At 42.2% G+C, this 24,080-nt stretch carries 17 protein-coding genes; 5 read left to right on the top strand and 12 right to left on the bottom strand.

Features of this window, described 5'->3' with window-relative positions; translation table 11 throughout:
* Nucleotides 1–5 precede the first annotated feature (5 nt).
* Genes plsX through yceD form a run of 3 tightly spaced genes read right to left on the bottom strand, consistent with a single transcriptional unit; the run spans nt 6 to nt 1,765 of the window.
* Nucleotides 6–1,046: a phosphate acyltransferase PlsX gene (gene plsX / locus J6836_RS05035; RefSeq protein WP_219247363.1), complete on the bottom strand. Its 1,041-nt coding sequence runs from the start codon at nt 1,044–1,046 to the stop codon at nt 6–8.
* Between the two features lie 11 nt (nt 1,047–1,057).
* The gene (gene rpmF, locus J6836_RS05030; protein ID WP_047755811.1) at nt 1,058–1,228 is read right to left on the bottom strand and encodes a 50S ribosomal protein L32; all 171 of its coding nucleotides are present in this window, start codon (nt 1,226–1,228) and stop codon (nt 1,058–1,060) included.
* 12 nt (nt 1,229–1,240) lie between these two features.
* The gene (gene yceD, locus J6836_RS05025) at nt 1,241–1,765 is read right to left on the bottom strand and encodes a 23S rRNA accumulation protein YceD (RefSeq protein ID WP_219247361.1); all 525 of its coding nucleotides are present in this window, start codon (nt 1,763–1,765) and stop codon (nt 1,241–1,243) included.
* 143 nt (nt 1,766–1,908) lie between these two features.
* Between yceD and J6836_RS05020 the strand changes: the two genes are divergently transcribed.
* A complete protein-coding gene (locus J6836_RS05020; protein WP_219247359.1) occupies nt 1,909–2,493 on the top strand; it encodes a Maf family protein in 585 nt (194 codons plus the stop codon).
* A gap of 45 nt (nt 2,494–2,538) precedes the next feature.
* On the opposite strand, the gene rluC is transcribed toward J6836_RS05020, so the two are convergent.
* The gene (gene rluC / locus J6836_RS05015; RefSeq protein WP_219247357.1) at nt 2,539–3,498 is read right to left on the bottom strand and encodes a 23S rRNA pseudouridine(955/2504/2580) synthase RluC; all 960 of its coding nucleotides are present in this window, start codon (nt 3,496–3,498) and stop codon (nt 2,539–2,541) included.
* 541 nt (nt 3,499–4,039) lie between these two features.
* On the opposite strand from rluC, the gene rne reads away from it, so the two are divergent.
* Nucleotides 4,040–7,234 carry a ribonuclease E gene (rne, locus tag J6836_RS05010; protein WP_219247355.1) on the top strand — a complete coding sequence of 1,065 codons (3,195 nt, stop codon included), beginning with the start codon at nt 4,040–4,042 and terminating at the stop codon, nt 7,232–7,234.
* Between the two features lie 197 nt (nt 7,235–7,431).
* Nucleotides 7,432–7,731: a putative quinol monooxygenase gene (locus J6836_RS05005; protein ID WP_219247353.1), complete on the top strand. Its 300-nt coding sequence runs from the start codon at nt 7,432–7,434 to the stop codon at nt 7,729–7,731.
* A 1,419-nt stretch (nt 7,732–9,150) separates the two neighbouring features.
* Here J6836_RS05005 and J6836_RS05000 read toward each other — a convergent pair.
* From J6836_RS05000 to J6836_RS04990, 3 genes are read right to left on the bottom strand one after another with little or no spacing between them, the layout of a single operon-like run.
* Nucleotides 9,151–9,969, bottom strand: a complete 819-nt coding sequence (locus J6836_RS05000; RefSeq protein ID WP_219247351.1) for a dimethyl sulfoxide reductase anchor subunit family protein — start codon at nt 9,967–9,969, stop codon at nt 9,151–9,153.
* Between the two features lie 2 nt (nt 9,970–9,971).
* Nucleotides 9,972–10,520, bottom strand: coding sequence for a 4Fe-4S dicluster domain-containing protein (locus tag J6836_RS04995; protein WP_219247349.1), 549 nt, complete (start codon nt 10,518–10,520; stop codon nt 9,972–9,974).
* A gap of 2 nt (nt 10,521–10,522) precedes the next feature.
* On the bottom strand, nt 10,523–12,853 hold the full coding sequence (locus J6836_RS04990; RefSeq protein WP_219247347.1) for a molybdopterin-containing oxidoreductase family protein: 2,331 nt from the start codon (nt 12,851–12,853) through the stop codon (nt 10,523–10,525).
* 206 nt (nt 12,854–13,059) lie between these two features.
* Here J6836_RS04990 and J6836_RS04985 point away from each other — a divergent pair, with 206 nt between their 5' ends.
* On the top strand, nt 13,060–13,749 hold the full coding sequence (locus J6836_RS04985; protein WP_219247345.1) for a helix-turn-helix domain-containing protein: 690 nt from the start codon (nt 13,060–13,062) through the stop codon (nt 13,747–13,749).
* Between the two features lie 59 nt (nt 13,750–13,808).
* On the opposite strand, the gene tmaR is transcribed toward J6836_RS04985, so the two are convergent.
* Nucleotides 13,809–14,141, bottom strand: coding sequence for a PTS system regulator TmaR (tmaR, locus tag J6836_RS04980; protein WP_004253179.1), 333 nt, complete (start codon nt 14,139–14,141; stop codon nt 13,809–13,811).
* Between the two features lie 124 nt (nt 14,142–14,265).
* Nucleotides 14,266–15,549, bottom strand: coding sequence for an MFS transporter (locus tag J6836_RS04975; RefSeq protein ID WP_219247343.1), 1,284 nt, complete (start codon nt 15,547–15,549; stop codon nt 14,266–14,268).
* 347 nt (nt 15,550–15,896) lie between these two features.
* On the opposite strand from J6836_RS04975, the gene sbcB reads away from it, so the two are divergent.
* On the top strand, nt 15,897–17,324 hold the full coding sequence (sbcB, locus tag J6836_RS04970) for an exodeoxyribonuclease I (RefSeq protein ID WP_219247342.1): 1,428 nt from the start codon (nt 15,897–15,899) through the stop codon (nt 17,322–17,324).
* 58 nt (nt 17,325–17,382) lie between these two features.
* Here the strand turns inward: sbcB and dld are convergent, their stop codons facing one another.
* From dld to J6836_RS04955, 3 genes are all read right to left on the bottom strand, one after another.
* Nucleotides 17,383–19,122, bottom strand: a complete 1,740-nt coding sequence (gene dld, locus J6836_RS04965; RefSeq protein WP_219247340.1) for a D-lactate dehydrogenase — start codon at nt 19,120–19,122, stop codon at nt 17,383–17,385.
* Between the two features lie 770 nt (nt 19,123–19,892).
* The gene (locus tag J6836_RS04960) at nt 19,893–21,275 is read right to left on the bottom strand and encodes an APC family permease (protein WP_219247338.1); all 1,383 of its coding nucleotides are present in this window, start codon (nt 21,273–21,275) and stop codon (nt 19,893–19,895) included.
* A 600-nt stretch (nt 21,276–21,875) separates the two neighbouring features.
* The gene (locus tag J6836_RS04955) at nt 21,876–23,873 is read right to left on the bottom strand and encodes a ligand-gated channel protein (RefSeq protein ID WP_219247336.1); all 1,998 of its coding nucleotides are present in this window, start codon (nt 23,871–23,873) and stop codon (nt 21,876–21,878) included.
* Between the last annotated feature and the right edge of the window lie 207 nt (nt 23,874–24,080).

Genomic DNA, 24,080 nt, shown 5'->3' with positions numbered 1-24,080 from the left:
ATAGGTTATTGATCGCTCCTGGGTAAAACAATATTTAATCGCGCTGTTATTCTTTCTGGTACTTGTTTTTCAACAGCTTGCACTGCACGGTCAATCGCAGCTTTAAATGCATTTTCGTTAGCCGCACCATGACTCTTGATCACAATACCTTTTAATCCTAACAGAGTCGCACCGTTATACTGGTCGGGGTTCATATCCCCAAAACGCTTCATTAAACGTTTTTTAAGCCATTTTTTCGCCAGTTGCATCAACCAACTGCGTTTTTTCTTTTCATCGTCCGCCGATTTTAACAAGGAAAGAATAACGCGGATCACTCCTTCCATTGTTTTTAATGAGACGTTACCTGCGAAGCCGTCACACACTAACACATCCGTTTTGCCTGTCAGTAATTCATTACCTTCAACATAACCAATATAGTTAATGGACGCCGTTTCTTTTAACACTGCGGCGGCTTCGCGGATATTATCCAGCCCTTTGCTCTCTTCTTCACCGATATTAAGCAAAGCAACTTTCGGTTTTGTGATGTTGACCACTTCTTCAGCCATCACCGAACCCATTACGGCAAATTGCACTAACATTTCACTACTACAGTTGACGTTTGCTCCTAAATCCAGCACCACCGTTTGGCTTTTTTGCTGATTTGGTAAGATGGTCATTAGCGCTGGGCGCTCAATACCGTCTATGGATTTTAACATCAACTTTGCTAACCCCATCAACGCGCCCGTATTACCGGCACTCACGCACGCTTGTGCCTGCCCTGTCTTAACTAACTCTAAGGCCACTCGCATCGAGGTTCCTTTGCTTTGTCTTATTGCATTTGATGGTTTGGCATCGTTAGCAATAATTCCGTCCGCAGGGATAATTTCGACGCGCGAAATTTGCTCAACACTTAGGTGTGCAAGCAAAGGTTGAATGGCTTCGGGTTGACCGACAAGCAGTAATTTGAGTGCTGAATTAGATGCCAGAGCCTGCAATGCAGCAGGCACTGTGACGCGGGGACCAACATCCCCGCCCATAGCATCTAACGCGATGGTTAGATTAGCCAAGGTACCAACAATTACTTGCTGATAACCTTACGGCCACGGTAGAAACCGTCTGCAGTCACATGGTGACGCAGGTGAGTTTCACCTGAAGTTTTATCTACAGAAACTAGGGTAGCAGTCAGTGCATCATGTGAACGACGCATACCGCGTTTTGAACGAGTTGGTTTATTCTGTTGTACGGCCATTGACCTTACTCCTTAAGTACTTTTCTTTAAACTGGCTAATACGGAAAATGGGTTTGGCTTTTCTGCCTCAGGAGGCAGTTCACCATACACCATGTCCGCTTCGGACACTTCACAGTGTTCAGAATCATGAACCGGAACAACTGGTAAGGAAAGAATTATTTCATCTTCTATCATTCCCAGCAAATCTATTTCACCAAATTCATCAATTTGAATTGGTTCGTAGAGCTCCGGTAATGCTTCGGCCTTTTCGTCATTGACGACAGGACTAAAACAATACGATACGTAGGCATGATGCTTGAAATTTTTTCCGCAGCGTTGGCATTGGAGGGTGAGATCCACATCGGATTTCCCTTCGATAACCGTGAGACGCTGTTTATCAATGTTAAATGATAATTCGGTTTCTACATCACTGTCTACACTGACTACTGATTCTGCAAGACGTGCAACTTGCTCAGGTGTATAACTCCCGACATAGTCGAGGTTTTTCTGAGCTGCACGCTGCGCATCGATAGTCAGGGGTAATTTTACCTTTTGCATAAGGCGCGCATATTAACTTTGTAATGAGCTATAGTCAAAGAAAAAGGCGGGGTAAACTCGCCTTTTCACCAAAAAATCGCAGGTTTTGCGGTTTATAGTTTAAAATGAGTTAACCCTTTTGGCTACGAGTTTCGAGAAAAATCATGAAATCGATTATTTTGGCGTCAACTTCACCCTATCGACAATCCTTATTAAAAAAACTAGGACTGCCGTTTTTAGCCTCGCCTCCGAACATTGATGAGTCCCCCGTTTTAAATGAATCGGCTCAAGCGTTAGTCATGCGATTATCACATGCCAAAGCGGCAGCACTCGCAAAACAGTATCCTCAACATTTAATTATTGGCTCTGACCAAGTGTGTGTCATTGATGGCAAAATTGTCGGTAAGCCGCACACCTTTGAAAATGCATTCAAACAATTGAAAGCAGCATCGGGCAATAAAATCACTTTTTATACTGGATTGTGCCTATTAGATTCCGCAACTGGCAAATTTAATTTGCAGTGTGAATTGTTCGATGTGTATTTCCGTCAGCTAACTGATCAGGAAATCACCAACTACTTGTATAAGGAAGAACCATTCCAATGTGCGGGGAGTTTCAAATCAGAAGGACTCGGCATCACGTTATTTGATAGGCTCGATGGACGCGACCCTAACACCTTAATTGGATTACCAATTATTTTGCTGCTCGACATGCTACGTCAGCATGATGTGAACCCACTGTTGGATTAATCAACCATTGGCGGGTAATCGCCCTTACCCGCCAATCAGTGAAACTTAAGATGAAGTTTTACGATTACGTAAGACTTTTAAGCAATGATTGAGTTCTGCGCCCATTGGCGCTTGCAGCCGCATTTCTTCCCCAGTTTTAGGGTGGGTAAATTTTAACGCGCTTGCATGCAGGAATAATCGATTAAGGCCTGTATCCGCTAACTGGCTATCAAATTGTTCATCACCATAACGGTTATCAAACGCAATTGGATGGCCTGCATATAAGGTATGCACACGAATTTGATGCGTTCGACCTGTCACAGGGCTCGCTTTTACTAATGTTGCATTCTCAAAACGCTCTTCTACTTTAAAACGCGTCTCCGATGGCTTGCCTTCACTGCTCACTTTGACGACCCGCTCACCACTTTGTAAAATATTTTTCAATAACGGTGCTTGAACCACTTTTACGTGAGATTGCCAATTGCCACGCACTAAGGCCAAATAGTCTTTTTGCATGGTTTTCAAGCGTAATTGTTCGTGTAAGGCTCTTAATGCAGAACGTTTTTTCGCGACCAATAAAATACCTGATGTATCCCTATCTAAGCGATGAACGAGCTCAAGAAAGCGCGCTTCAGGCCGTAAGGCGCGAAGCCCTTCAATAACGCCAAAGCTTAACCCACTCCCGCCGTGCACCGCTGTGCCAGAAGGTTTATTCAGTACAAGAATGGAGTCATCTTCAAATAAAATACAATTCGCTAATGCAGCCACTTTATCTAGTTTAGCGGAAACTGCGGGTGCCTCACGTTCAGCAACTCTCACTGGCGGAACACGAACCTGATCCCCTTCAACGAGCTTGTACTCAGGCTTAATCCGCCCTTTATTCACACGCACTTCCCCTTTACGGATAATGCGATAAATCATGCTTTTTGGTACGCCCTTAAGTTTAGCGAGCAAAAAGTTATCGATGCGTTGCCCAGCCTCGTCATCGCTGATGTCTATAAATTGAACTTGATTTTGTGTATTCATTCGGGAATGCGTTAACTCTAATTGATTAAAATATGCGCTTATTGACTCTCTCTATCATACCGACTCCACGAATTTTTTTATGTTTTTTTTTATTTTGGTTATTTTCTGCATGATTTATCCTATTTCTAAATAAAATTTCCATATAACTTCCTTATCGACTTGCTATAATGCACATGGCAATGGAATAATATGTAGTTGCCGAGATGTTTAAAAAACGAAAATTGGCGTTTATAGGATTTCTTATTTGATAGCGTAACAATGCAGCAATGGCGTAAGACATTTAGCAATATCAAATAAATTAGCGAGCAACGAATTTTGGCTTATTGGGTTAGGGACTTCCGTTTTTCATTTAATTTACGGCACCTTAATTAAGAACGCTGAATTTTTAATCTAAAAATCAGGTTCACCGAATACTGCGCGTCTCTATACGAACGACTGCCGCGAGGCAGACGGTTTTGTAAAAATCACGAGGCCATCGGTTTACAGTAGCTCTTTCTTTCGCTGCTCTTTATTTAAAAGAAAATAATGAGTAAGTAATAACATGAAAAGAATGCTAATAAACGCAACTCAACAGGAAGAGTTGCGTGTTGCCCTTGTTGACGGGCAACGTCTCTATGATTTGGACATCGAAAGCCCAGGTCATGAGCAAAAAAAGGCGAATATTTACAAAGGTAAAATCACCCGTATCGAACCTAGTCTTGAAGCTGCTTTTGTTGATTATGGCGCAGAAAGACACGGTTTCCTTCCTATCAAAGAAATCGCTCGCGAATACTTTCCTAGCAACTACCACTCTCAAGGCCGTCCTAACATCAAAGATGTGTTAAAAGAAGGCCAAGAAGTTATCGTCCAAGTTGATAAAGAAGAACGTGGTAATAAAGGTGCAGCGTTAACCACTTTTATTAGTCTGGCAGGTAGCTATTTAGTGTTAATGCCAAATAACCCACGCGCAGGCGGTATTTCTCGTCGTATCGAAGGTGAAGACCGTACGGAACTTAAAGAAGCACTGTCCTCTTTAGAAATTCCAGATGGTATGGGCCTGATTGTCCGCACCGCGGGTGTTGGTAAGTCAGCAGAATCCCTGCAACAAGATTTACTGTACCGTTTACGTCATTGGGAAGCGATTCAAAAAGCGGCTGAAAACCGCCCTGCACCTTTCCTAATTCATCAGGAAAGTAATGTAATCGTACGTGCGTTCCGCGATTACCTGCGCCCAGACATTGGCGAAATTCTGATTGATAATCCGAAAGTCGTCGAAATGGCTCGCAACCATATCGAAGCGATTGGTCGTGGTGATTTTGCAAGCAAAATCAAACATTACAGTGGCGATGTCCCATTATTCAGCCATTACCAAATCGAATCTCAAATTGAATCTGCGTTCCAACGTGAAGTGCGTTTACCTTCTGGTGGTGCATTAGTCATTGATACCACAGAAGCATTGACTGCAATTGACATCAACTCATCACGTTCTACTCGTGGTGGTGACATCGAAGAAACTGCATTCAATACTAACCTTGAAGCTGCCGATGAAATTGCTCGTCAATTACGTCTACGTGACCTCGGCGGCCTGATTGTTATCGACTTTATCGATATGACGCCGGTTAGGCATCAACGTGAAGTAGAAAACCGTTTACGTGAAGCTGTTCGCCAAGACCGCGCTCGTATTCAAATTGCCCGTATCTCTCGTTTCGGTTTATTAGAAATGTCCCGCCAGCGCTTGAGCCCATCATTAGGTGAGTCAAGCCACCATGTTTGCCCGCGTTGTATGGGAACTGGGACAATTCGTGATAACGAATCGCTGTCATTATCCGTTCTTCGTTTAATCGAAGAAGAAGCACTGAAAGAAAACACCCATGAAGTGCACGCTATCGTTCCAGTGCAAATCGCGTCTTATTTGTTGAACGAAAAACGTAAAGCGGTTAGTGAAATCGAGCAACGTCAAACTCACGTTCGTGTTGTTATCGTACCAAATGATCAGATGCAAACGCCTCACTTCCACGTGATCCGTATCCGTAAAGGTGAAGAAGTGAATACGCTGAGCTATAACTTAGCTCAATATCACGAAACTGAAACCTTAACTCATACTGATGAAACAACAGCTGAGCGTAAAGCACCTGAGCAACCTGCGATTTCTGCATTTGCCCTGCAAGAACCTGTTGAGCTTTCTTCTGCTAAACCGCAAGAAGCAACACCCGCTAAAGCGCCAGTAAAAGCGGTATCAAATGAACCTGCGCAACCAGGTTTATTCAGCAAAATTGCAGCATTCTTTAAAGGTCTCTTCGGTGGTGAAGAAGAGAAAGTGGTTGAAGCGCCGGCACCAAAACCACGCAATAATAATGACCGTCGCCGCAATAACGATCGTCGTCGTAATAATGATCGTCGCAATAATAATCGCCGTGACCGTGATGATAGCGAAAACCGCGATAGTCGTGATAATCGCGACAACCGTGACAATCGCAATAACCGCAATGATCGCAATGCTTCATCGGAAGAAACGAATAATCGTAACAAGGGTCGCAATAATAAAAATGCGGCACCACAAGATGAGCAAACCGCTGAAAACGGCAATCGTGACAACCAGCAGCGTCGTGAACAACGTGCTGATCGCCGTCGCCGCCAAGATGAAAAACGTCAGCAACAAACCGCAAAAACTCAGCAAGATGCACAACAAGATAATGCTGAAGCAACAAATACAAGGGACGAAGAAGAGCAGCGTCCAGCTGCGCCTCGCCGCCAACGTCGTCAGCTAACACAGAAAATTCGTGTAACTGATAACGAACAAGTGGTTAAAACCGATGTTGCCGAACCTGTTGTATCAGCACCAATTGCTGCGTTACCTGCACCAGTTGTGGTGGTTAATCAAGTTGAAGGCCAAGTGCAAGCTGATGATCTGCAAGATTTAACCAATCAAGCAGATGGCGAAGAAAAACAAGACACGATCATTCCTCGCCGTTCGCGCCGTTCGCCTCGCCACCTACGTGTGAGCGGTCAACGTCGTCGTCGTTACCGTGATGAGCGTCATCTCAATGCTTCGCCAATGCCATTAGCGGCAGCGGTGGCATCACCAGAACTTGCTTCAGGTAAAGTTTTCATTCATTACCCAATTGTTCAGCCTCAACAAGAGAGCATGGCAATCATTACGAATGAAGAAATGCTTGAACAGCAAAATGGTATTGAGTCTATCAATGCAAACGCGGCAATAGTTGCTGCACCTGCTGTTGTAGCAACGCCTGTAGTTGAGGAAGTAGCTGTTGTTGAAGAAATTCAACCTGCTGAAATTGTTACACCAACCGCTGAATTTAGCGCAGTTGTTGAAGAGCAAGCAATCGAAACGACTATCGACGATGTAAAACCTAATGTTGAAGAAGTCATTGTTGTTGCGGATACCGAAGTTGAAACGGCTGTTGAAGCTATCGTTGAAGAAAACATTCAACCTGCCGTTGAAGAGATTACTGAAACTATTATCGAACCAGTCGTTGAACAGCCAATTGCCCCAGTGGTAATTGAACCAACTAAGGTTGAGTCACCAGCAATTTCTAATACGACTGCAACTAGCTTGCATAAACGCCATGCGTACTCGCCAATGACTAAAGCACCAGCACCAACTGCTGCAGCGGCACCATTTGAAATTACTGAATACCAACGCGAAACCTCTACGTTTGAAGGTAAAGGTGGCGCAGGTGGCCATGTGGCATCGAATGTTGCAACTTCAGAAATGGCAAAACCTGCTAGCTTCTAAACTGAGTTAGAACTGATTAAAAAAGCCTTGCTGGGAAACCACCAAGGCTTTTTTGTTGTTCATCTGCATTCAAATTATTAATTTACCAATTAAAAAATTTCATTGATGATCGATATTCTACTCTTGCGTTAGTGCTACCCTTGTGATTATATAACTGTATTTTTATACAGTAATCATCCCACAGGAAGGAATCTATTATGTTGAAAGTGATAGCAGAAGACTTTATCAAAACAGACGCGATTGAAACGGTAATGCCGTTATACCGTGAACTGGTTGAAGCGACAAAACAAGAGCCTCTTTGCATTAGTTATGATTTGTATGTTGACCAAAAAAATCCTGGGCATTTTGTTTTTATTGAGGAATGGCCTGACCAACACGCGCTTGATATTCACTGTGCTAGCGAACATTTCAAACGCCTCGTCCCGCTTATCAATAGTTATAAAAAATCCGACCCTATTATTAAACTGATGAACCGCGCATTTGGCCCTGATGAATAGCAACTAATGCATCTTGAGCCTTGAGCCTTGAGCCTTGAGCCTTGAGCCTTGAGCCTTGAGCCTTGAGCCTTGAGCCTTGAGCCTTGAGCCTTGAGCCTTGAGCCTTGAGCCTTGAGCCTTGAGCCTTGAGCCTAAAAATATGTTGCTAAAAATATCCTCGTCAACAAACAAGAAGACAGGATCTTATTGGCTATTTAATGCCAATCCTCTAAATAGTTCGCGCTATGGCTAGGCGGCAAAGCGAAGGCAGCACAGGAAGCATACTCAAGTATGTGACCTGTGTGACTGGGCGAAGCCAACAACGCCACAGCCCGAAATATGACTGTATACCAATGACCAATCCTCTAAATAGTTCGCGTTGTGGCTAGGCGGCAAAGCGAAGGCAGCACAGGAAGCATACTCAAGTATATGACCTGTGTGACTGAGCGAAGCCAACAACGCCACAGTCCAAAATATGTCTGTGTACCAATGACTAATCCTCTAAATAGTTCGCGTTGTGGCTAGGCGGCAAAGCGAAGGCAGCACAGGAAGCATACTCAAGTATATGACCTGTGTGACTGAGCGAAGCCAACAACGCCACAGTCCAAAATATGTCTGTGTACCAATGACTAATCCTCTAAATAGTTCACGTTGTGGCTAGGCGGCAAAGCGAAGGCGGCACAGGAAGCATACTCAAGTATGTGACCTGTGTGACTGGGCGAAGCCAACAACGCCACAGTCCAAAATATGTCTGTGTACCAATGACTAATCCTCTAAATAGTTCGCGTTGTGGCTAGGCGGCAAAGCGAAGGCAGCACAGGAAGCATACTCAAGTATGTGACCTGTGTGACTGAGCGAAGCCAACAACGCCACAGTCCAAAATATGTCTGTGTACCAATGACTAATCCTCTAAATAGTTCGCGTTGTGGCTAGGCGGCCAAGCGAAGGCAGCACAGGAAGCATACTCAAGTATATGACCTGTGTGACTGAGCGAAGCCAACAACGCCACAGCCCGAAATATGACTGTATACCAATGACCAATCCTCTAAATAGTTCGCGTTGTGGCTAGGCGGCCAAGCGAAGGCAGCACAGGAAGCATACTCAAGTATATGACCTGTGTGACTGAGCGAAACCAACAACGCCACAGTCCAAAATATGTCTGTGTACCAATGACTAATCCTCTAAATAGTTCGCGTTGTGGCTAGGCGGCCAAGCGAAGGCAGCACAGGAAGCATACTCAAGTATATGACCTGTGTGACTGAGCGAAACCAACAACGCCACAGTCCAAAATATGTCTGTGTACCAATGACTAATCCTCTAAATAGTTCGCGTTGTGGCTAGGCGGCAAAGCGAAGGCAGCACAGGAAGCATACTCAAGTATGTGACCTGTGTGACTGAGCGAAGCCAACAACGCCACAGCGCGAAATATGACGAGGATTTTTAGAACCAAGGCGCCTGAATCATTACCGCTCCATAAAACAACGCTCGGCCCGCTAACTCGCCACTAAACATAGCCATCATCAATACAGCAAGTAGTGGTATTGATGGTTCTTTACCTTTACACCCTCTTAGCGCTATTACACACGGCAATATCATGCTCATGACCACTTGCCACCATAAGAGATAACTTCCCCCTTGGCTTGCGGGTATTTGCGCTCGAATAATTTGAGATATTAATACAAGCACAACCCCCAGTATTACCCCGATTTTAATAATGTTTGGCACGGGTTTGTCCAAAGCATGAACAAGTAGAGTGATAAAACTAAAACCTAATACTATTGCACTGCCAATAAAGGCTATTTGCGTAGCAGGACTGTGCCAGAGTGGATGTGCTACCATTTGGTAATACACTTGGGCCGTGACCAGAATTGCCGCTAGCCCACCGATACCACTCAAACAACCCAATGCGATATTACGCATATTTGCCGTTGGTTGTAACCAGCAAGAAAGTGCCCAGAGAGTGACTAAGCCGTTAAGCAAAACAAATGTCACAGCTTCTCGACTTAACCATGAATGGCTTAATCCTAATACTGAACGATAGGCTTCTAGCGGGACACCTAAGTGCCCCATAGACATAGACGAGCCTATCACTTCAATTAACCAAATGATTAACACCGCAGTACGCAGGGGTTTACCAACAAGTTTATTTTCCGTACTGGCTTTCATTTGGTATAGCGTCAAGGCTAGTACTGCGCCAATCCCCCACTGGCTCATCACAGTGAAAAAGACCAAAGGGAGTTCCATATGATGAATATTCATGATCAGTCCTCCATTCCAATAATCACAATATTTGGCTGGCTAATTGTATGATCAGGCATATTGTAGAGCTTCTCCAGTACAGCCCAGTTTGTCGTGTGTTTTTTGCGAAGTTCAGAAATTTCGCCGAACTCAATTGCACCTGTCGGGCAAGACTCCACGCAGCGGGGCAGTAACCCCTCATCTAATCTTTCAGCACACATATTACATTTACTGGTTTTACCTTCCGCAGGATCAAAAACTGGGGCATGGTACGGGCACGCCATGATACACATTTGGCAACCAATACATTTTTCATGGTCTTGTACCACAATTCCATCAGGCCGCTTAGTGTAGGTATCCGCAGGGCAAACTTTTAAACATTGAGGGTCATCGCAGTGGTTACACGACAGCGTGATAAATGCCTGCGTATTCGGTGAATCAGCATTGAACTCACGAACACGGCGCCATAAAACCCCAGGAGGAGTCACATTCTCTGATTTACACGCCATCGAACAAGTGCGGCAACCATAGCAATCTTTTGTATTAATTAAAAAGCCATATTGCTTAACCATGATTATGCCTCCCTTCTAACGTCAACGAGCGTACTATTACAGCAATGACCTGTACCTAAATGCTCCACTTGGTCATTGGTCACATGGCTACTGCTTCCCCCTTGTTGCTCCCACCAGCCATTATCAAGGGAAATAACACCCTTTTTAATGTGCGTGGTGACTACCGCAATCGCTCTATGCTCCCCCCTGTCATTGAATGTGACTGCCCATTCACCATTTTTAATACCACGGGTTTGAGCATCTTCTGGGTGAATTAACACATTAGGTTGATTACGTTGTACTTCGAGGATCCATTCATTCATCCCATGGCTAGAGTGAACACTGCGCGCTAACTTGCGCTGCACTGCCATTAATGGATATTTTTTAGCCAGTTCTGGTGAGCCCTTCACCGACTCTTTTACTTGGTAATAAGCCACTACAGGTGAAAAGTTTTTCTTTTGCCAATCTTCAATAAAAAAATGGGCTTTTTTGGTTGATGTTCTAAATACACCATCTTTGAACGGGATCCAATCCCCTTCGACTGGCCTTACTGGGCCTTTTTCGAGCATTTCACGTGTAATGCCCGAGCCGACAAGACAAGCGTCAATATAATGTTCAATCGGCTGATTAAACACCTCGCCAAATCCGAAACGTTCAGCCAAACGAGCAAAGATCCAATAATCAGGCTTAGCTTCACCAACTGGCTCCACCGCTTTTTCCATTAATTGTACATATTGGCTACGTACCCCAGCCATCAAGCTGGTATCTTCGAAAATAGTTGTGACAGGCAAGACTAAGTCCGCATATAGCGCTGTTGAGCTCATTAAATTATCTGCAACCACCACAAAAGGCACTTTCTTCAGAGCTTCTCGTACTTTATTGGTATTAGGCAATTGCGTCATAACACCCATCGTCATGATCCACCAAAAATTAATCGGATGGGGCTTCTCATTGACGATATAGTCGCCGACTTTTGCCACAGGTATTGGCGGAATATTTTTTGCATTCGGTGCAGGTGGAACAATTGGGCTAAATTTAGCCATTTGTCTTGCACCACCTGCATCGCAAACACCCGCACCGCGCTTGCCAATATTGCCCGTTAATAAAGCGAGGTAAAACTGGCTTGCAGCCACGTATGCACCATGTTCAGTACGCTGAGCACCAGACATATTTTGCACAATCATTGAGGGGGTAATGGAAGAGTAATCACGGGCAAGACGCACGATAGTTTCGGCAGGCACATCAGTTTCTGCGCTTACTCGAGGGACATCCCACTCTTTCGCTTGTTGGTAAATCTGCTCAAACACCGTGGTATAGTTGAGCTGACTAGGTAATTCATGTTGGAATAATGCAGGTTTAATCCCTGTGGAATCATGGCGAACAAGTTGCTGACTTAGAATATCAAACACCAAATAGCTATCAGGGTCAGTGGCATCTTGCCTAAGCTGCTGTTGGTTCTCGTCAACTAAATAGACAGCCCCTGTATGTGTACGAAGAAAACCTTCATCAATACGGTTTTCCTCAATGATAATTTTAATTATTCCAAGTGCTAATGCCGTATCTGTCCCGGGAATGATAGGGATCCATTCATCTGCTTTTGCTGCGGTTTCATTAAACCTCGGGTCAATTACTACTAACCGAGCGCCATTTTTCCGTGCTTGGTTGTAGTTTTTAAAATAGGCCTGCATGGTCACCGCAGGGTTATTTCCCCAGCACAAAATATAACGGCTATCCGCCACCGTATCCCGCGTATCAGCGTAACGTAATCCCACCATTGGGATCATTGCTGCAGTCACTGCTGAACAGCACAAAGAGCCCGCTTGTTTTGTTGAACCGCCTAAATAGTCAAAAAATGCCTTGCCCATATCATTTTTGATGGAGTCCATATTTCCTGCATGGGTAGAAATAAATAACCCTTCGTTACCATACTTTGCAATAGTGTCACGAATATTTTTTTCTATTAGATCAAGTGCTTCATCCCAGCTAATGGGTTTAAATTCCGCTTTTCCTTTCTCACCCACACGTAATAATGGTGTCGTAATGCGCTGGTCATGATACACCCACTTCGTTCTACTCATTCCCCGTAAACAACATTTGACGTTAAAGCCCTCTGTTGCCTGTATTTTCATCAACTTACCTTGGTAAGTGTAAGCCGTTAAGTTGCAGTGCAAACACTCCATTGCACAGGTTGAACGAAACGTTTTGTAGTCAGACAATTTTAATCGTACCTTTGGCAGAGGCTGATTATTGTTTCCCTGCGCAAAAGAACACGGTGTGATAGTCGCCAACCCAACAACACCAAGCCCTTTTAGGAGCGTTCGGCGTTTTAGGCGTAATTCATTTATTGTTTTCATTATAGTAAACCTCGACATTGCTTTTAAAAGTACACTATATATATACTCTATTCACAAATAGTGAACTTGAGGCGAATCAAGCTTTGCTATTATTTATAGGTACAAAATAACTACCACTTAATGATTAGCGTTAGACTTCTTAGCTTGTTAGCGGGGACAGGTGACTCATGGTAAAATAGAAGGAATTGTTAAAATGAGGTTTATGTATGTCTACCCTGCAAGGTGTTAATTCTGTTGATATCGCTGTCAGCATTCTGAATTTTATTGCTCAAAATGGTGGGATAGCGCGAGCCGCAGATATTTCCAAAGGTTGTGAAATATCCAAAAGCCGATTGCATAAATATTTAGTCTCGCTGTGTCGAACACAAATGCTATACCAAGATGCCCAAACGAGCCGTTATGGCTTAGGCCGAAACCTCACCTTTTTAGCGAATTTTGTCGAGCCTGAAGGGTCTTTTGTCGAGGTTATTAATAACAGTTTGGTTCAATTTCGTGATGAACAAAACGTTTCCACTGGCGTCGCATTGCGTTCTGGGAAATTGTTGTCTCTGGTTAAATACAACCGTAGTTTTAAAAATATTGAAATTGATTTCTTACCAAACACCCCATTACCCACTGCCAAAAGTGCAGCAGGTTTAATTTATGCGGCTTTTGATAAGCAATTTTTGTGTGAAGATTATTCGCAAGATGAACTCAATAAAGTGGTTAGCCAAGGTTATGCGATTCGATATGAACCCACAAAGGGGATCCCCGGCGCACAGTCTATTGCCTGCCCAGTATTTAATCAAAATGGTGAATTCGTCGCAGCAGCCATTACGATGGGGTTTATTGAAAAAACAGAAATGGAGTCATTAGCTAACGCGCTTATTAAGCAGGTGAAGACTCTCACATTATAATGGTTAGTGTTGCTTAAATATGAGTGAAAAAAAGCCGAGATTAACTCGGCTATTTTATTCTATTTTACGTCAATGCGTGGTAATTCACCCATCTCTTTCAATTTTTTAGAGATTTCACGACGTTCTTTTGACAGTTCTGCATTTTTGATAATGTAATCATCAACACGGTCATCATAGTCGCTGCGCATATTAGCAATAATCGCCTGAATATCTTCAATTGACATCCCTGGCTTAATATATTCGCTTAAGTTATCCAGTAATAAAACACGCTTCTGGTTATCACGAATTTTTTTCTCATTGTCGGTAATTTCACGACGAATTTTATTTTTGCGACGAAACATACGCACAAATTCCAGAACATTTTGGAAAGACGGCTTGTTAGCGTTGTCCATGTTTAAAACCCTCTAGTCAATATTCAAAACGCATAATCTCATTACACAATACAATCTAATCGCCTTACGTTACAAGTCAGTTTCACATATTTATTGATTTAATCTATTGAAAAAGCTCATTGGCTTATGCTTTTACCACCTGACTCTCTGGATTATTTTGGTTTAACTCTGCTGATTTTTCATCAAGATTAGGCTTTGCATTATCCGTTTTATCATTTCTAAGACAAAAGGCAGACAATATCGTTGTTATGACCACAAACAACCCCATAATCAAATAGGTCTGTGCAAAACCAATTTTGTCATACCCCCAGCCAGCCAATGGCGATAACACACTGGCAACCACAGAGCTTACGCAACTAAACCCAACTAAATAAAGGGTTGAAGACAAACGTTTATCAAAATGGCGACTGTTATATTTGAAAATTGCCACCAGCAAAATAGGTAACTCCACAGCATGCAGCAATTTCATGACAGATATAAGAATAGGCCCTTCAACTAAACCTGAGCCAATAATCCGCAATGCCATAACCGAACTGGCAAATAATAAACCATTTTTTGCCCCAATTCGGTTGACGATGAATGGCGCTAAAAACATTCCCCCTGCTTCTAGGAATACTTGCAATGAGTTTAGATAACCGTACATCTCATTCCCCAGCTTTTCATCTGGGAATTGATGCGAAAAATACACCATAAATTGTTGGTCATACACACTATAAATACACGTGCCTAATACAAATAATATTAACGCCCAAAAACGCGGCAAAGCAAAAAGCTGTAAGGCATCACGCAATGTAATTGAAGAAGGATTACCATGCTCTAAATTATTATAAGCATCCGCATTTGCCGTTTTAAGGTTTAATAGAATGATTAAGAAAAGCACACCAGACACCGTCGCCATAATAAAATTATAGTCAGGGTCGATATTAATATTACGCCCAGCGAAAAATGTTGCAGCCGCCCACCCCAAAGACCCCCACATTCTCGCCTTACCATATTCAAAATTACGTAATCGACTGACACGCTCGGTATAAGATTCAAGGACACCGATTCCCGCATGGAACGTCATCCCAATAAATAACCCACCAACGATACTGCCAATCACTACGTTCCATTTTAATAACGACCCAAACACCATAAAAAATGGCCCAGAGGCAATCAATAAAACAGCTATAAATAATAATAAGTTTTTGCGTAACCCTAATTTGTCCTGCAAGAAGCCGTACAATGGCTGAGCGCATAGCGCCACAATTGAAATACAAGCAAAAATAAACCCAGTGTCAGCCCCTTCTAAGCCAACATACTTACGTAACCAAATAGCGACAACTGAAAATGTAGATGACCATGTAAAAAAGAAAAAAAACAACAATGCGCTCAATAACGCATAGTATTTCCTTGCACTACTATTCATGTTAATCACCTATTATTAATTTACCTTTGGCAAATGTTAAGGTTAACATTTGTTAATTCCCACTTAAATACTATTATTCTGTGATGTTAATCACCAATGTTAACGTTAACAATTAATTTATGTGATAGACATAACATTTCATGCCCTACAGACTAACAATAGTATTAGGCTCCTACCTCTAGCACTCAAAAATACCTCATTGATATTCAATTTGATTTTCCTGCAATTTAAGATGACCTTGGTTTAGCTTTGATTATAGATAAGGTATCATTGATTTATATGGAATAGTGAATCTAACAATATCCCACTATCAGATTCAAACGCACAGAATTCAAACGGTGATAACGTTGCAAGACAATAAAAAACAACCTTCTTTCTTTATTCACGATTACGAAACTTTTGGCAAGCGCCCTGCACTTGATAGGCCCGCTCAATTTGCGGGTGTGCGCACTGATTTAGACTTTAACATCATTGAAGAGCCTGAGGTTTTTTACTGTGCACCAGCGGATGATTACCTGCCGCAACCTGAAGCCGTTATGATCACAGGGATCACCCCGCAAATTGCCTTAGCACAAGGCGTTAATGAAGCCGAGTTTACTAAACGCATCCACCAAGCGTTTAGTGTGCCCAATACGTGTATTATGGGTTACAACAACATTCGTTTTGATGATGAAGTCACTCGTAATATTCTCTACCGTAATTTTTACGACCCTTATGCATACAGCTGGCAACAGAATAACTCACGTTGGGATTTACTCGACCCGCTGCGTGCCTGTTTTGCACTACGCCCCGAAGGCATTGAATGGCCTGAAAATGAAGACGGCTTGCCAAGTATGCGCTTAGAGCACTTAACAAAAGCCAATGGCATTATTCACGAAAACGCCCATGATGCGATGTCAGATGTGATAGCAACAATTAGCATGGCGAAATTACTCAAAGAGGCACAACCGCGTATGTTTGATTATTTTTATCAACTACGCAATAAAAATAAAGTCAGTCAACTTATTGATATTGTAGAAATAACACCTTTAGTACACGTCTCTGGTATGTTTGGTGCATTGCGTTCTTATGTCAGCTTAGTCGCCCCACTTGCTTGGCACCCTGAAAACCGCAATGCGGTCATTATGTGCGACTTATCCGCAGATATTTCGCCATTGTTAACCTTAAATACCCAAGAATTACGCGAGCGTTTATATACACCTAAATCTGAGCTAAATGGTGAACTTCCTGTTCCTGTAAAATTAGTGCATATCAATAAATGCCCTATTTTAGCACCTGAAAAAACATTACGTGATGAAGATGCAGTACGTACAGGGTTAGATAGGGATCTGTGCCACCGCAATTTAGATATTTTGCGTAAGAACCCCGATATTCGTAATAAGCTGATCGAATTATTTAGCGAGCCGCAAAAATTTGAAGTTTCAGATGATGTGGATACACAAATATATAATGGCTTTTTTAGCCCATCAGACCGTTCTACCATGGATATTATACGTGAAACACCTCCACAAAACTTACCTGCTTTAGATTTAAGTTTTGAAGATAAGCGAATGAAAGAGCTCTTTTTCCGTTATAAGGCACGTAATTACCCAGCGACCCTTTCTTATGAAGAACAGCAGCGCTGGTTACAGCATCGCCGGGATTATTTCAGTGAAGCTCGCTTAACGGAATATATGCAACAAATACAATTTTTATTAGAAGAACATCAACATGATGAAAAACGCTGTCAGCAATTAAAAGCGTTGGTCAATTATGCGATGGAATTAGCAAGCTAATAAAAAAACGGGCAGAATAGAAACGCTCTGCCCGTTTTTAGGTTTAAATTAATTTAAATTAATGATCACCTGATTGCCCGCAACCACAATCCCCTTCCCAATGTTTACGTTTAGTCGTTTTACCTAAACCAGGGTTCATCGTATTGGTCGGGTCTGCATTTTTATAAAATGACTTTAATTGTGGTGGCGCTTTATATAAGTGCCCAACATTATGCTCTGCGGGATACTGCGCACCACGTTCATCCAATAAAGCCAACATTTTTTCTTTTAATTCTTTCGGGTTAACCCCTTTTTTCAAAACATAGTCTTGGTGCATAACGTGGCACATAAAATGCCCACAATACAATTTATGCACTAAGAGATCTTCAATTTCAGGTGGCAGCTTTTCAAACCAATCCCTGTCATTACGGCGCAGTGCAATATCCAGCGGTAATACATCCTCAACATCTTTGTTATGAACCGCATGGTAACGTACCGCAGAACCTGCCGCAGCAAAACGGTGTAAAAAGGCTTTTGCCCCTTCTTCTGGGGTACATTCAAAATAGCCGCCATCTGCATGAGCAAAATAGGATTTTAGCCAAACTTTTGCTTCATCGATTCCATCCCCGGCCATTTTTAACATTAAATGATGTTCATAACGGTCGCGGAACTCTTTCATTCGATGCGGTAAATGTGATGGCCATAATTTACTGAGTACTTGCATTGTACGGTCAATTAAATTAGACGGTAAGAATGGCACTTTATTTAATACTGCATCCATACGCCCTTTAATGGTAAAGAACATTGGCATTTTATCGGTGCCAAATTTATCAATCATTAAGAAAGTGTCTTTACCGTATATTTCAGCAATATCAAAACAACCACGGTGCATATATTCCCCAGCAACAGGCAGGTTTTTAAATTCGCTCAGAATATAACGGCGAATATCTTCCAGTACATCTGGGTTATTTGAGCCGATATAAAAAACCTGTGTTTTTTTATCCGCTGGGAAGGTATCTAAACGCACCGCAAATACAGCTAATTTACCCGCACACCCTGACGCTTCAAATAAACGACGTTCATCCGCATTAAAACGTGATGGTGAATCTGCATCAACGTCCCTAACACGTTCAGCATATTCATGGTCAGAAGCTAATTTATCACTAACTTGCACATCTTCACTGCTATAACCACGGTTTTGCAGGTTAGTCAGAATTTCTTCTGGCGTATTCCCTAAATCAATTCCTAAATGGTTTACTAGCTCAACTTTTCCATCGTCATTAACGCGACCATACAACGCAAGCTCGGTATATGCAGGGCCACGGCGTACTAATGAACCGCCAGAACTATTGCAAATTCCGCCAACAACGGATGCACCAATACAAGATGAACCAATCAGTGAATGTGGTTCACGTCCAAGAGGTTTTAGAATTTTTTCTAAGTCATATAAGGTGCTGCCCGGCATGGCAACCACTTGGTTAAACTCGGGAAGCACTTGAATTTGGTTTAATCGTAATGTACTGATAATCACAATATCGCGGTCATAATCATAACCGCTAGGTGTTGAGCCTTCGGTCAAACCAGTGTTTGCCGCTTGCATTAAGACAATTTTATCGGCTTCCACACACGCTTTGAATACGTGCCATTGCTCCAGCAAGGTCGTCGGGAATACAACCGCGATTGCATCTCCAGTTCCTGAACGGAACCCTTTACGGTAACGTTCTGTTTTGTGCGGCTCAGTGAGGATATTTTTCTTACCAACAATATTCCTGAGTGTGAGTAATAATCGTTGATTCTCAGGTTTTTGTGCATCTTTCATGTGTGCGCCTTCTTACTCGAATTCATATTGATTATGAGTTGTGCGATATTAGTTCCAACAACAATATCACATAATATTAAGATGTTAATAGGCTACACGGTTTATCTTAAAGAATTCTTAACAGGCAAAAAAATAGCGCCCAAGGCGCTATTTTTAATTTCGTACTGATTAGAACGACCTCTTGCCGTTATTTATCTTTCTTACAATCGGTATATTCAAATAGTTCGCGTTGTAGCAAGGCGCGGAGCTAAACGATCATGGGGAGCATACATAAGTATGTGACCCATGTCGTTTTGAGAACGCAACACCGCTACAACGTGAAATATGAAGAATATTTTTGTAACTTGTATATTCAAAATAGTTCGCGTTGTAGTAAGGCGCGGAGCTAAACGATCATGGGGAGCATACTAATGTATGTGACCCATTTCGTTTTGAGAACGCAACACCGCTACAACGTGAAAAATGAAGAATATTTTTGTAACTTGTATATTCAAAATAATTCGCGTTGTAGTAAGGCGCGGAGCCAAACGATCATGGGGAGCATACATAAGTATGTGACCCATTTCGTTTTGAGAACGCAACACCGCTACAGCGTGAAATGTGATAAATATGTTTTTCTTTCTTGCAAACGGTATATTCAAAATAGTTCGCGTTGTAGCAAGGCGCGGAGCCAAACGATCATGGGGAGCATACATAAGTATGTGACCCATGTCGTTTTGAGAACGCAACACCGCTACAACGTGAAATATGAAGAATAATGAAGAATATAGTTAGATGTCGCTCATCTGCGGCATAGGCCGCTTAAACATCCGCGTCAATGCAGCCATATAGACTAAACCAACCGCTGTCCAGATCAGGCCATAAACCATTGAATCTTCTTCGATATTCAACCATAACACACACACGGTTAATGTGCCGATAATAGGTAAAATTAAATAGTTAACAATGTTTTTGAAACCTGTCATACGGCGTTCACGAATAAAGAACTGGCTGATCACCGAAATATTGACGAAGGTAAAAGCGATTAATGCACCGAAGTTAATGAGTGCGGTCGCAAAGTCCATTTCGAACCAGATTGCCCCTAATGCCAAGAAACCGACCATTAAAACGTTGTACGCTGGTGTACGCCATTTCGGGCTAACATAACCAAATACTTTTTCTGGGAATACGCCATCACGGCCCATTACGTACATTAAACGGGCACTCCCTGCGTGAGCCGCCATTCCTGAAGCCAATACTGTTACGCATGAGAAAACAAGAATGATTGACTGGAAGAATGCTCCAGCAACAAAACGCATGATATCTGGTTGTGTCTCATTGATATTCTTAAAGCGCGATACGTCTGGGAAGTATTGCTGTAAGAAGAATGAAACAGTGATAAAGATAATTCCACCAATGAGTGCCGTTAAGAAAATAGCACGAGGAATGACTTTACCAGCGTTTGGCGTTTCTTCTGACAGGGAACTTAAACCATCGAAGCCTAAGAATGAGAAACAGAGTATCGTTGCCCCAGCAATTAATGGGATCATTTCTGTTTTTTCATTGGCGAATGGGTTGAATGTCCAGATTTCGCCAGAGCCTTCACCGCTAGAAACACCGTGGATCACTAACCCTGTAAATACCGCCATCACACCGATTTGAATAATCGCAATGACTGTACTTAGGTTCGCAATCACGTTGATACCACGTAAGTTTGCCGCTGTCATCACGATGACAAGACCGACAACAAAAATCGCAGGTTCTACGTTAGGGAAAATATCTTGTAAATAGATTTTAGCCAATAAGATATTGATCATTGGCATAAAAATGTAGGACAGCAAAGATGTCCAACCCACAAGGAAACCAATGTGTGGGCTCATTGATTTTTGAGCATAAGTATACGCTGAGCCAGCAGATGGGAAGCGTTTCACCAGCTTGCCGTAGCTCAGAGCAGTAAACAGTATCGCAACCAGTGCAATAATGTATGAAGTCGGGACGTGTCCACCTGTTTTGTCCGACACCATGCCGAATGTATCAAAGATAGTCATTGGCTGGATGTATGCCAGACCGATCATCACGACTTGCACCAAGGTTAAGGTTTTCGCAAGTTGTACGCGGTTATTGGCGCCAGTTTGGTTTGGACCGATGGATAAAGGTATTGAATTATTTGGCATGTCTAAGCCCTCCCATAACTTTCGATTGTGAGCTACTTCGGCTCAATCGACAGTTACTGGGAAGACTTTGCATCTGCCTATAGGCAGAAAAAAACGTGGAGGAGGTCAGAAGAGTGTGTGCGAAGCTGCGCAGAGCTCCGTAGTCATCGATGCGGCAACGACGGCCGCTTGGCCCTGCTGCGATAGCGAAAAAGTAAGCCATAAAAGCATTCCTCAAATCGGTAGCGTAAAATGTTTGCTACACGTAAATATTAAAATTATCTCTCCGGCTCTATGTCCGGCCCCGCTAGAATGAACGTTCCTAAAAACAAAAAAACCGATGCTTAAGTTTATTGAGCATCAGTTATTTTTTAGTTCGCGCATTTTGCACGCCATAACCTTAAATAGCAAGTTAAATTGTTAACAAACCACCCTATTTCCGATGAGAAATTTTGATGGTTTGGCCTATTTTGGCGAGGTAACTAATAACTGTATTTTTCCCGTCATTTTCTCACCCAAAAAACCACTTTTTATTTATTTTAACGGCTGTATTTGGCGAGAGATAAAAAAACCCTTTGGCATAAACCAAAGGGTTTTGATTAACAACAGTAAATAGTTGTATTAGAAATTATAGTTGATGCCGATATTATAACGGCGGCCTTCAAGCTCTGCGCCATAACCCTCAGAATCAATACGACGATCTAATACGTTATAAACACCACCAACTAAATTCGCATTTTTGTTTAATTTGTAGCTCGCCCCTAAATCAAACAATGCATATGATGGCGTACCATTATTCATTTTTTCACCACGACCTTGATAGTCTGAGGTTTTACCACGGAAGTTCATGCGCGACCAAGTTTGCAAGTCTTCAGTTGTTTCCCAAGTCAAGGTAGTATTCGCCATATGTTTAGGCTGTTTATTTAATGGCTTGCCTTTATTTACACCACTTTTTTGTTCCGTATCTGTGTAAGTATAGTTCGCTGCAAAATCTAAGTTATCTAAAATACCCCAATTAAATGTTAACTCAACACCACGCATTCTGGCTTTATCCACATTTTTTCTGTCGCTAATAAATCTGTATGGATCTTTACCGTTATCACCTGGACCATCAAGATCAACACTACATTCTCTTAAATTTGGGTTGTCTTTTTCACAACGTCTAACTTCAGTAATTTTATCTTTAAAGTCCGTATTATAGATAGTAATACCCGCAGTAATATTGTCTTGGTTATTCCAAATTACCCCAATCTCTTCTGTGATACTTTTTTCTGGCTTCAAATCAGGGTTACCATAGATAACTGCATTTCCTGCATTTCCACCTGTTGCCTGCCCCCAATTTGCTGAAGATTGGCGTAAATCAGGTGCTTTATACCCCGTAGAAACACCACCTTTAATTGTCCATTGCTCATCTGCATGCCATACACCATAAACACGTGGTGTCCAATGCGTACCGTAGTTTTCGTCCTTATCCATACGAAGACCGCCTGTTAACGCAAAGTCATTGGTCATTAACCACTCATCTTCAGCAAATAAAGCCCAACTGTATCTATCACGTTCATTTGATGCACCGTGAGTTGCAGCCAGTTTATTATCACTACCTTCTAATTTTTCTTTACGATACTGGCCACCTATACTTAAACTATGGTCACCTAATAGAAAGACGCTTTGATTACGGATAGTCGTATCTTGCGCTTTCATCTTACGACCAATATTCTTAGATTCGTCATGCTGAATATAAGTATCAGTAGAGATGCCATCATAGACACCGTAATGGGTTAAGGCTGCATGGGTGTTTTCAAATTTTTCAAGGTTCGCCTCCTTGGATGTACTTGGTCTTGAATAACCAAATCGAGAGTCACGGTGCTGGTTATCTTTTTTAAAGTCTAAATCAAAGGTATTTTTATCATCTGGTGTCAGTGATAGTGTACCGCCGCCACTCGTCATAATTTGGCGATTAAATCCACCTTCATTTTTATCTTCGCCACGATGGGAATATTGACCTTGGAATTTAGCACCTAATAAACCATCAACTAGTGGTCCCGATGTATAGAAACTGCCTTGCCCTGTATTACCTGAATTTTTACGTTCTGTAATTGTGGTATCTGCACGTAAACTGGTCGTCCATTCTTGTTGTACACGACGGGTGATAATATTGATAACACCGCCGATCGCATCTGAACCATAAAGTGATGACATTGGTCCTCGTACCACTTCAATACGTTCAATCGCTGGCAATGGCGGTAACCAGCCTTGCTCTACGCCAGAATTATCACTATTTGGACGCGTACTACGGGTATCAACACGTTTACCGTCGATCAGGATCATTGTGTATTTTGCATCCATACCACGAATACTAATATCTGAGCTGCTTCCGCCACCTGTCACTAAAACACCCGGTACATCTTTTAGCGCATCGGTCACATCACGGTAAGCTTTCGTTTCAAGTTGTTCGCGCGTCACAACAGAAATAGATGCTGGTGCATCTTCAATTTTTTGTTGATAACCTGACGCTGTTGTCACATAGATTTTATCTTTACTATCATCAGCAAATGCAGGCGACGCAGCGATGGCGGCAATAATGCTAATCGCCACTTTTCTTTTATTAAAAACAACCATTCCCAACTCTCCAAGAGATATTCTGTTTTATATATGAATTGATATGCTCAACATTGGTTTCTTTGAACCTAATAATTATGATTATTTTTATTATTTGGATAATAAATACCCATAGGAAATTTATGGTAAAAAACATTCCCTAATACAAGTAAATTTCCTGTGGGTAATTAATTTTTATTAATTAATATATGCGAGTAAATATTCAAT

The sequence above is a fragment of the Providencia sp. R33 genome (assembly GCF_019343475.1).
GTDB lineage: Bacteria > Pseudomonadota > Gammaproteobacteria > Enterobacterales > Enterobacteriaceae > Providencia.
The sequence above is the reverse complement of the archived record's forward strand: the minus strand, read 5'-3'. Positions and strand labels throughout refer to the sequence as shown.